Annotated in this window: 7 protein-coding genes; 4 read left to right on the top strand and 3 right to left on the bottom strand. The window is 72.8% G+C overall.

What is annotated here, in order from left to right; all coding sequences use genetic code 11:
- Positions 1–3,402: AsmA family protein (locus ACT6XY_RS21010; RefSeq protein ID WP_444750259.1), on the bottom strand; the 3,402-nt coding region annotated here is incomplete at its 3' end.
- 85 nt (positions 3,403–3,487) lie between these two features.
- Entirely contained in the window at positions 3,488–4,264 is a 777-nt protein-coding gene (locus ACT6XY_RS21015) for an extensin-like domain-containing protein (protein ID WP_444750260.1), read from the bottom strand.
- Positions 4,265–4,421: 157 nt separating this feature from the next.
- Between ACT6XY_RS21015 and ACT6XY_RS21020 the strand changes: the two genes are divergently transcribed.
- The 3 genes from ACT6XY_RS21020 (at position 4,422) to ACT6XY_RS21030 (ending at position 8,260) form a co-directional block, all read left to right on the top strand.
- Positions 4,422–5,237: a 3'(2'),5'-bisphosphate nucleotidase CysQ family protein gene (locus tag ACT6XY_RS21020; protein ID WP_444750261.1), complete on the top strand. Its 816-nt coding sequence runs from the start codon at positions 4,422–4,424 to the stop codon at positions 5,235–5,237.
- Positions 5,238–5,520: 283 nt separating this feature from the next.
- Positions 5,521–6,555 (top strand): Fe(3+) ABC transporter substrate-binding protein, encoded by a 1,035-nt coding sequence (locus tag ACT6XY_RS21025; protein WP_444750262.1) that lies wholly within the window; start codon positions 5,521–5,523, stop codon positions 6,553–6,555.
- Positions 6,556–6,559: 4 nt separating this feature from the next.
- Positions 6,560–8,260 (top strand): ABC transporter permease, encoded by a 1,701-nt coding sequence (locus ACT6XY_RS21030; RefSeq protein WP_444750263.1) that lies wholly within the window; start codon positions 6,560–6,562, stop codon positions 8,258–8,260.
- On the opposite strand, the gene ACT6XY_RS21035 is transcribed toward ACT6XY_RS21030, so the two are convergent.
- The gene (locus ACT6XY_RS21035; RefSeq protein ID WP_444750264.1) at positions 8,257–8,685 is read right to left on the bottom strand and encodes a nucleoside deaminase; all 429 of its coding nucleotides are present in this window, start codon (positions 8,683–8,685) and stop codon (positions 8,257–8,259) included. The genes ACT6XY_RS21030 and ACT6XY_RS21035 overlap by 4 nt on opposite strands.
- Before the next feature lie 284 nt (positions 8,686–8,969).
- Between ACT6XY_RS21035 and ACT6XY_RS21040 the strand changes: the two genes are divergently transcribed.
- Positions 8,970–10,562, top strand: a 1,593-nt coding sequence (locus tag ACT6XY_RS21040) for a pseudouridine synthase (RefSeq protein ID WP_444750265.1), incomplete at its 3' end; no start/stop codon positions are given.

The raw sequence follows: 10,562 nt of genomic DNA on the forward strand, positions 1-10,562 counted from the left end.
GTCCTGCGGCAACTCGGGCGCCGGCACGACGGGCGCGGGGCCCTGCGGCACCAGGAACATCTCGGCGGACACGGGCGGCGGCATCGGCGGCATGGCGACCACCACCTGCGGGGGCGGCACCGCAGTGTAGCGCGAGAAGGCCCGCTGGCGGCTGCGCTCCAGACGATCGCTCTCGGTCATGCGGATGCGGAACGCGGCGCGGTCGATCAGGCGCAGGCCGAGCCAGCCCGAGACGTCGTCGGTGTCGATGGTGCGCGTCGGGGCGCCGATGGGCCCCTCGAATCGCATGGCGATGACCGGCATGGTCTCCGCCTCGGGGATCGGGTCGGGGGTGATGCGGACCTGCGCGCCCATCGTTCCCTCGGCGAGGTCGAAGCTCCCCGCCCAGGCGAGGCTGCCGCCGGGGACGGCAAAGGTGGTGCTGCCGGCCCGGGCGGTGAGGCCGACGAAGCCGAGCGATACCCGGCCGCCGCCGAGGGGCACGGTCGCCTCGAGCGCCTGGGCGAGGGCCGCACCGAAGGCCATGTCGGTCATGGGCCGGCCGAGATCCTGAGCGATCTCCGCCTGCCGCGTGACGCGGGCGAGCGAGGCCGGATCGGCGCCCGACAGGGCGGTCGTCCGGAAGGTCAACGCGCCCGATCCGTTGAGGCCGGCGACGAGGGCCGCCGGCGTCGCACCATCCGCCGCAAGGTCCGCGGTCAGCGTCAGGTCGCCCCTGGCGCCCGGCCAGGCCAGAGCGGCGGGCACGCCGGACAGGCCGAGGCGCGCCGACAGGAGGGTGCGCAACGCCGAGCGGTCCAGGGTGAGGCCGCCGGAGACACGGGCGGGGCCCAGCGTCGCGCCGAGGTCGTGCAGTGCCGTGACGCGACCCTGGCGCACGAGGCGCGCCGTCAGCCCGGTGAGGGCGGGATAGCTCCCGAGGCCGATGCGGGCCACGCGGAGCGCCACGTCGGCATCGACATGGTCCAGAACCGTCTCGCCGAAGGCTGCGGCAGCGAACTCGCCCGCGCCGCCGTCGATCAGCCAGGCCGGGCCCGAGACGAGCGCCATGGCGGCCTCGCCGGGCATGTCGCCGAGGGCGATCTCGCCGCGCCCGCTGGTGCCACGCCCGGTGAGGCGCGCCGTAACGGTGGTGGTGCCGATCCTGCCCTCCGCGCGCTCGGTTCGCCACTCGCCGCCACGGGCGAGGGCCCGCAGATCGAAGGTCGCCGGCAGGCGACCGGCGATCTCGGCTGGGACGCCGACCAGCGGCATCAGCGTCGACAGGTCGTCGGACCTGAGGGCGGCGGCGAGGCTGGCGGCGCCGTCGCCGCCGCGTGCGCCGTCGAAGGTGAGGGTCGTCCCGGCGGAGGCGAGCGAGCCCGTGAGGCGGAGCGAGGTCGGATCTGGACGCTCGATCTGCGCCGACAATTGCGTGCGTGCCACCGGGGTCGGCGCCGGCGCGGCGGCGCCCGCCACCAGCGCGAAGATCTGGTCGGCACGCGGGGCATCGATGACGAGGGCGACGCGCCCGGTGAGCCCGGCCGGGTCGAACGGGTCTCCTGCGCCGGCCGCATCGATCTGGACGCCCGCCTCGCCGACCCGTCCCTCGATCCTGAGGCCGAGGGCGCGGCGACCGCTGGCGGCGAATGTCAGCGCCAGGTCGGCCCCGGCAAGGGACGGGGCCCGGGCCCTGATCCATTCGGCGAGCGTGCGCGTGCGCTCGTCACGCAGCAGAAGCGCCACCAGCCCGTCGGTGTCGGCAGCCCTGAGGCGGCCGGAAAGCCGTCCGAGCAGCGGACCGCCGAGGCCGTCGAGGCGGCCGGTGAGGTCGAGGCCGAAGCCGGCGAGGTCACCCACCTTCAGCCGCTCGGCCTCGAAGGTGCGACCGTCGGTCGCGACGGCGAGGTCGACGTCGCGGGCGAGGAAGCCGGCGAAGCGGGCCTGGCCGGCGCGCAGCTGGATGCGCGTGTCCGTGGCGGGATCGAGCCGGGCGCCGGCGCCGCGGGCGATGCGCAGCATCAGGTCGAGGTCGAGGGCGTCGGCGGTCAGCTCGGCCTGCAGGGCGTGGCGGCCGAGGGCGGGCACGTCGAGCGCGATGCGGCCGGAGGTGCGCCCGGCGGCCGTCTGGGCTGTAATGTCGTCGAGGAGAAGGCGGCCAGCCTCCGCCGTCAGACGGGTGGTCAGCCGCAGCGGGTCGTCGAGAGTTCCCGGCGGGGTCGGCTGGCCGTCGATCCAGGAGAGGAGAGCGGCCGGGCGCGCCGCGTTGACGGATACCGTGCCGGCGAAGCCCATGCCGCCGGCGAGCGTCACCTCGCCCGCGGCCTCGACCTGCGCCTCGCCAGGCAGACGGCCGGAGAAGCTACGTATCGTCCAGCGACCGTCCGCCGCCTCCATGTCGCCCCGGATGTCGCCGAGCGGTGCACCGCCGAGGGTCGCGCCGGCGATGTCGAAGCCGAGCGTCATGGGAATGACGCCCTCGGCGAGGCGCGGAACCTCGGCGAGGAGCCCGTCCAGAACGATGCGCGGCGTCCGCGGCGGGCCGTCGATCAGGCGGTCGAGATCGACCTGACGGGCCGAGATCACCGCCTCGATTGCGGCGCCGGGCCCGAAGCCGCGGCGGAAGGAACCGGTGGCACGGGCGATGCGCTCGCCTGAGCCCACCTGGGCCTCGGCGCGCTGCATGACGAGCGCCTGGGCCGTCACCGCCGCCTGGCCGGAAACGCGCCAGGGCAGCCGCACAGTCCGGCCGGTCATGACGAGAGTGCCGTCGAAGCGCGGGCGTCCCTCGCCGCCGATCGTCCCCTCCGCCTCGAGGCCAGGACCGTCCGGGCGCTCCGGCACGCGCAGGCGCAGCAGCAGGTCGCCGTGTTCGGCGAGGCTCATCATCAGGTGCAGCGGCACCACCGACTCACCGACGGTGGCCGAGCCCTCGAGCCGCACCGGACCTGCGGCGCCGCGCGATTCGCCAGACAGCATCATCCGCTCGGCGAGAAGGGTGACGGGTCCGCCGTCCTCGGCGACGGACAGGCGGGCATTCTCGACCGTCAGCGCCTCGACGGGGAGGACGCGACCGGGCATCTGGCCGAGGCGCAGGCGCACGTCGGCATCGCGGATGTGGAGGGCATTGAGGGAGGCCTCGCCGCGCAGCAGGGGCGCGACGCGGAGCTCGCCGCGCAGGCGGCCGATGCGGGCGCCGCTCGCCTCGGTGCCGATGGCGACGTCGCGGGCGTCGATGCGGATGGACGGCAGGAGGCGGATGGAGAGGTCGCCGCCGATGCGCACCGGCGTGCCGAAGAGGCGCGAGGCCTCGGCCTCGATGCGCGGCCGGTAGCCGTTCCAGTCGACCAGCCAAGGCCCGACCACCGCCGCCACGATGGCGGCGATGAGGGCGATGGCAATGGCGAGCAACGTGTTCTGCAAGGCGGCACGCTCCATGCGGACGGCGCATGCCGGAATGTAGGGGATGCGCCGGCGGATCGAAAGGCTTGCGCCGCCGATCCGGGCTTCAGCGCGTCAGCATGCGGGGCTGGCTCATGCCGAAGCCGAAGGCGCCGCCCGGCGAGGAGGGCTGCAGCATCTGTACCGTCTCCGGACGGGGGCGGCAGACGCGGCGGGTCCAGCGGGGGTCGTGGCGGGCAAGGTCCAGGTGGAAGTGGTCGTAGTGGAAGGGATCGGCGCCGGGGCCGAGCACCGTGGTGAAATGATCGCAGGCGCGCACGAAGATCTCGCGGAGGAATCCGGATTCGGCCGTCTCGCCGCGCCAGTGCTGGCGGACCACCACCGTATGGCCGCTCGACAGGACGAAGGCGAAGACGTCGAGGGCATTGCCGAAGGAATGCTCGGACATGCGGCCGGAGCGACCGCCGCGGATGCCGCGGCAGGCATAGGAGCCGGCCCTCACCTCGAGGACGGTGGCGCCGAACCAGCGCTGGGCCGCCGGCTGCACGACGTTGTCGATCCAGCGGTCGACCGTCGGCACCATCTGGCAGGCGAGCGTCTGCGGGCGGTTGTAGGCGACCTGCCCGCGCGCCTGGGCGGCGACGCGCAGCGGGTAGTCCATGCCGCAGGTGCCGGGGCCATTGATCGTGTTGGTGCGCTGGACGTAGCGCGACATCTGCACCGCCCCCGAAGCCATGCAGCGGCTCTCGAGGTCGGAGCGCCACTGCTCGCGCCGCTCATAGGCATAGCGGCCGCACGCCGCCATGGTCAGGGCGACCAGGCCGAAGGCGAACCATCTGAAGGCCCGGCGACCCGGGCGCTGTGTGCCGAACGCAACACTCATCGGCTTTTCCGAAAATGCGGGAAATGTCCCTAACGCGACGTTCATCATGGCCCGGCCGGGTGAACAGGCTGCCAAGAAAGGCGGTGAAGGAAACGCTGCGTGGCTGTCCCGCGGCGGGACACTTCCCCGGCGGCGGGCCTTGGCCTAGTCAGGGCGGATGAGCACCGATTTCACCGACCCGCATCTGCTCGACGCTCTGGGAACGCTCGCCAGCCGGGCGGGCGCCGCCATCATGGGCCACTATGGTGGCGCGGCCTCGGTCAAGGGCGACGGTTCGCCGGTCACGGCTGCCGACCACGCCGCCGAGCGGGTGATCCTCGCCGGCCTCGCCGATCTGCTGCCGGACGTGCCGGTGCTGGCCGAGGAAGCGGCCGCCGCAGGACTCTGGCCGGTCTGCGAGGGAACGCTCGTCGCCGTCGATCCGCTGGACGGAACGCGCGAGTTCATCAGCCAGAACGGCGAGTTCACCGTGAACATCGGGCTGATCGCAGGCGGCCGGCCGGTGGCGGGCGTCGTCTATGCGCCGGCCCTGTCGCGGCTGTGGATCGGCGCCGCGGGCAAGGCCGAGGCGATGGACCTGCCGCCCGGCGCGTCCATCGGGGACGCGAAGGATCGCCGGACCATCCGCACCCGCCCCCTGCCCCCGGCAGGGCCGGTGGCGCTGGTGAGCCGCTCGCACCCCGATGCGGCCACCGCCGCTTACTACAGCGACCGCGGCATCGCCGAGCAGAGGGCGGTAGGCTCGTCGCTGAAGTACACGCTGATCGCGGAGGGGGCTGCGGACGTCACGGCCCGCTTCGCCTCCATCACCGAATGGGACATCGCCGCCGCCCATGCCGTGCTGGTGGCGGCGGGAGGCGAGATGACCCGCCCCGACGGCTTGCCCCTGGCCTACGGTCGGGCCGACCGGCAGTTCCGCACCGACCCTTTCATCGCCTGCAGCGGGGCCTACGCGGCGGCGGGTCGACGCTGATTCGGCCTGGCTGCGCGCTTCGGTCGCAGAAGTGTGATGCCCCTCCTGCCGTGCCTTCCACCCTCTCCTCGCCGCGACAGGTCCGGCTGGGACGCGGTCAAGTTGACCGTCGGTTTCAACAAATTTCTGCAGCTGGAGCGATTCCAAACAGTTGTCTGGAGTCGTTCCAATGTTTTTCCACGGTCTTGCCCTGCCCAACGGGCGATAGGATAGTCGCGCACCTTTCCAGCTGCCGGTCGGAAGAGACGCCCGGTGGTGCAAGAACCGCCCGTTGGAGACCCCCATGGCATTCTCTCAGACCCGCCGCGCCCTTCTCGGCGGCGCCGCGCTGCTCGTCGCCAGCCCCGCCCTGCTGCGCGCCCAGAGCCGCACGCTCAATCTCTATTCCTCGCGCCACTACGACACCGACGAGGCGCTCTATTCGGACTTCACCAAGCAGACCGGCATCGCCATCAACCGCGTCGAGGCGGGCGAGGATCCGCTGCTGGCGCGCATGCAGAGCGAGGGCGCCAATTCGCCCGCCGACGTGCTGATCACGGTGGACGCCGGCCGCATCGAGAAGGCGCAGGGCCTGGGCCTGCTGCAGCCCTTCGCCTCCGAGACGCTGGCGAGCCGCATTCCTGCCAACCTGCGCGACCCCGACGGCAACTGGTTCGGCTTCTCCACCCGCGCCCGCGTGTTCCTGGTGGCGAAGGACAAGGTGGCCGAAGGCGCCATCGCCAGCTATGAGGATCTCGCCGACCCGAAATGGAAGGGCAAGGTGCTGATCCGCTCGTCGATCAACGTCTACAACCAGTCCCTGACCGGCTCGGTCCTCGCCGCCCATGGGCCGGAGAAGACCGAGACCTGGGCGCGCGGCGTCGTCGCCAACATGGCCCGCCCGCCGCGCGGCGGCGACACGGACCAGATCAGGGCCGCGGCGGCCGGCGAGGGCGACGTCGCCGTCGCCAACACCTACTATTTCGGCCGCTTGGCGCTGTCCTCCAAGCCGGAGGACAAGGCGGTGGTGGAGAAGCTGCGCGTGGTCTTCCCGAACCAGGGCGACCGCGGCACCCACGTCAACATCTCGGCGGCCGGCATCGCCCGCCACGCCAAGAACATCGACGCCGCCAAGGCCTTCCTCGAGTATCTCTCGACCCCGTCGGCGCAGCGCTACTTCGCCTTCGGCAATTCGGAATATCCGGTCGTCGCCGGGGTGGAGCCGCCGCCCCATGTCGCGGCCTGGGGCAAGTTCAAGGTCGATGCCCTCAATGCCCGCGTCTTCGCCCGCAACAATGCCGAGGCGCTGAAGATCATGGACCGCGCCGGCTGGAAGTGATGCCTTGACCGACGCCGTCCTCGGCCCCTCCTCCCCTGCCCTGCAGCGCCCGGTCGTCATGGCCGGGCGTCCTGCGTTGCTGGGCACGGCGCTGGTGCTGGCGGCGGTGGTGGCGACGCCGATCCTGGCGGTAGCGCTCAGCATCTTCCAGCGCGGCAGCGGCTCCATCGCCCATCTCGCCGAGACGGTGCTCGCCGAGATCGTGCTGAACACGCTGGGGCTGATGGTGATGGTCGGCGCCGGCACGGCGGTGATCGGCGTCGGCACCGCCTGGCTGGTGACGCTCTGCCGCTTTCCCGGCTCGCGCGCCTTCGAATGGCTGCTGCTGCTGCCGCTCGCGGTGCCCGCCTACATCATCGGCTATGCCTATACCGACGCCATGGCCTTCGCCGGCCCGATCCAGAGCGGCCTGAGGGCGCTCTTCGGCTGGTCGCGCGGCGACTACTGGTTCCCCGAGATCCACACCCTGCCCGGAGTCAGCCTGATGCTGACCCTGGTGCTCTACCCTTACGTCTATCTCCTTGCCCGCTCGGCCTTCCTCGACCAGTCGACCTGTGTGCTGGAGGCCGCCCGGACCCTCGGCGCCAGCCCGTGGGCGGCGTGCCTGCGCGTCGGCCTGCCCATGGCGCGGCCGGCGATCGCGGCCGGCGTGGCGCTGGCCCTGATGGAGGCGCTCGCCGACTTCGGCACGGTGCAGTATTTCGGCGTCACGACCTTCACCACGACCATCTACCGCACCTGGTTCGGCCTCGGCGACCGGGTGGCGGCGGCCCAGCTCGCCACCGGCCTCCTCGGCTTCGTGCTGCTGCTGGTGGCGGTGGAGTTCCTGGCGCGGCGCGACCGCCGCTTCGGTGCGGGCGGGCGGCGCCACCGCACAATCGCCCCGCTCCATCTCACCCGGCGCGCCGGCGCCCTCGCCTTCCTCGCCTGCGGACTGCCGGTGCTCCTCGGCTTCATCCTGCCGGTCGCGGCGCTGCTGCGCCTCCACGCGCTGGACGGCGACCCGCTGTTCAGCGGGCGATTCCTCACCTATGCGCAGAATTCCTTCGTCCTCGCCGGCGCTGCGGCCCTCCTGGTCGTGACGGCGGCGACGCTCGTCGCCTATGCGGGCCGGCTCGCGCCCGGCCCCCTCACCACCACGGCGATCCGTGTCGCCAGCATCGGTTATGCCGTGCCCGGGACGGTCATCGCCGTGGGCATCCTCATGGCGCTCGGCGGCCTCGACGCGGCGCTCGATGGGTGGGCGAAGGCGGCCTTCGGCTGGGGCACCGGCCTCCTCTTCTCCGGGACGGCCTTCGCGCTGCTCTATGCCTATCTCGTCCGCTTCCTCGCGGTGGCAGCGGGGCCGGTCGAATCCGGGCTGCACCAGATCCCGGGCTCCCTCGATGCCGCGGCGCGCACCCTCGGCGCCAGCGCGGCCAAGGTCGCGGCAGCCATCCATGCGCCCATGCTGCGGCGCTCGCTGCTGACGGCGGCGCTGCTGGTCTTCGTCGACGTGCTGAAGGAACTGCCGGCGACCATCATCGTGCGGCCGTTCAACTTCGACACCCTCGCCATCCGCGTCTATAACCTCGCGTCCGACGAACGGCTCGCCCAGGCCTCGACCGGCGCGCTGGTGATCGTCGCGATCGGCATCGTGCCGGTCATCATTCTCACCCGCATGATCGCGCGCGACACGCGGCTCGGCTCGCGGCCGGGCGCCTAGCGGCGGTCGCGGAAGAAGTCGCGCAGCATCTCGGCCGAAGCGGTCTCGCCGATCCCCCCATAGACCTCCGGCCGGTGGTGGCAGGTGGGGTTCGCATAGAGCCTGACGCCGTTCTCCACCGCGCCGCCCTTGACGTCGGCGGCACCGAAATAGAGCCGGCGGATGCGGGCGAAGGAGATGGCGGCGGCGCACATCGGGCAGGGCTCGAGCGTCACGTAGAGGTCGCAACCTGGCAGGCGCTCGGACCCGAGGGCAGCGCAGGCGAGGCGGATGGCGACGATCTCCGCATGGGCCGTGGGGTCGCGGTCGGCGAGGGTGCGGTTGCCGGCGCGGGCGATGACGACACCGTCGCGGACGATCACCGCGCCCACCGGAACCTCGCCGCGCGCGGCGGCCGCGCGGGCCTCCTCGAGGGCCTCCGCCATGGGGGTCGAGGCCGCCCCGGGGTGTTGCGAATCACCGGCTCTCGCCATTTCGCGCCGTTCGTGCTAAAGGCCCGCGTTCCTGCCGGGGCACCCGGCCGCGCACGCCGGATGGCGCCGCGACAACCCGATCTCACGAGAACCCCATGCCCCGCAAGCGCGACGATGACCGTCCGGCCCCCAGCCGGACGCGGAAAACCGATTCCAAAGCCTCTCCTGCCACCGCCGAGACAAAGCCCGCCGCCGCCAAAAAGGCCGCGAAGGCTGCAGCCGTTCCGGCCGAGGCCGTGACCGCCCCCACGGCGAAGAACGCCCCCGTGAAGACGACCAAGGCGAAGGCCGCCGAGACCGCTCCGGCCAAGGCGCCGGCGAAGACGAAGACCGCCAAGGCCGCCGAGACCGCTCCGGCCAAGGCGCCGGCGAAGGCGAAGACCTCCAAGGCCGCCGAAACGGCGCCGGCCGCGGCGGCGAAGACCACCGCATCAAAGACGTCCGCCGCCAAGCCGCCGAAGGCCGAGGCGACCAAGGTCGAGGCCACCAGGACGGCCGCGCCGAAGGCCCGGACGACGAAGGCGAAGGCCGCTGCGCCCGTCCAGGCCACGCCCGCCGAGACCCCGCCGGCTGCCGCCGAGGCTCCCAAGGCCGAGGCTGCGCCCAAGCCGACCCCCAAGGCCAAGGCAGCGAAGGCCGCGAAGTCCGAGACCGCCCCCGTCGCGGAGGCCGCCGCTCCCATCGCCGAGGCCGAAGCCGAAGCCGAAACCACGCCGGCGAAGCCCGCCAAGGGCGCCCGCAAGGGCCGGGCCGCGCGCGAGGAGGCCTACGACCCCATCGCTATGGACGCGGACATGCCCGCCTTCCTCGAGGACATCGACGAGGACCCGGTGGTGAAGGCGCTCGCCCGCGAGGCCGGCATCGAGAAGAAGCCGCGCGCCGAGCGCGGCAGCCGCGAGGATCGCCCCAAGCGCTCGTTCGCCGAGGAGCGCGGCCAGCGAGACCGCAACACCGTGCCGCGCGAGCGCGACCGCTCGTTCGAGCCGGTCAACCGCGGCGAGGAGCGCATCGCCCGCGTGCTCGCCCGCGCCGGGCTCTGCTCGCGGCGCGAGGCCGAGGAGTGGATCGAGGCCGGGCGCGTCAGCGTCAACGGCACGGTGCTCACCTCCCCCGCCATGAACGTCACCGAGCGTGACCTGGTGCTGGTCGACGGCGAGAAGCTGCCGGAGCGCGAGCGCACCCGCCTCTGGCTCTATCACAAGCCCGCGGGCCTGGTGACGACCAACAGCGACCCCGAGGGCCGCCCCACCATCTTCGACCGCCTGCCCGACGACCTGCCCCGGGTGGTGACGGTCGGCCGCCTCGACATCAACACCGAGGGCCTGCTGCTGCTGACCAATGACGGGGGCCTCGCCCGCGTCCTCGCGCTGCCCGCCACGGGCTGGCTGCGCCGCTACCGCGTGCGCGCCCACGGCAGCGTGGACCAGGCGACGCTCGACCGCCTGCGCAAGGGCATCGAGGTCGACGGCATCGAGTACGGCCCGATCGAGGCCGAGCTCGACCGCGTGCAGGGCGCCAACAGCTGGCTCACCCTGTCGCTGCGCGAGGGCAAGAACCGCGAGGTGAAGAACGTCCTGGGCGCCATCGGCCTCGACGTGAACCGCCTCATTCGCGTCTCCTTCGGACCCTTCCAGCTCGGCGAGCTGCCCGAGGGCGAGGTGGACGAGATCCGCACGCGCGTTCTGCGCGACCAGCTCGGCGAGGAGCTCTCCGAGCTCGCCGGCGTCGAGTTCGACCGCCCCGTCTTCGAACAGGTGGGCGCCCGCGAGGATCGCTCCGCCCGCAAGGGGCGCCCCGAGGGACGTCCCGAGCGCGACGCGCGCCCGGCG

It is taken from the genome of Phreatobacter sp. (genome assembly GCF_052440005.1).
Taxonomy (GTDB): Bacteria; Pseudomonadota; Alphaproteobacteria; order Rhizobiales; family Phreatobacteraceae; genus Phreatobacter.

What these genes read in the sequence shown, in the direction of transcription:
- ACT6XY_RS21025 (WP_444750262.1), top strand. Translation starts at nt 5,521, where the DNA reads ATGGCATTCTCTCAGACCCGCCGCGCCCTTCTCGGCGGCGCCGCGCTG.
- ACT6XY_RS21035 (WP_444750264.1), bottom strand. Translation starts at nt 8,685, where the DNA reads ATGGCGGAGGCCCTCGAGGAGGCCCGCGCGGCCGCCGCGCGCGGCGAG.
- ACT6XY_RS21020 (WP_444750261.1), top strand. Translation starts at nt 4,422, where the DNA reads ATGAGCACCGATTTCACCGACCCGCATCTGCTCGACGCTCTGGGAACG.
- ACT6XY_RS21015 (WP_444750260.1), bottom strand. Translation starts at nt 4,264, where the DNA reads ATGAGTGTTGCGTTCGGCACACAGCGCCCGGGTCGCCGGGCCTTCAGA.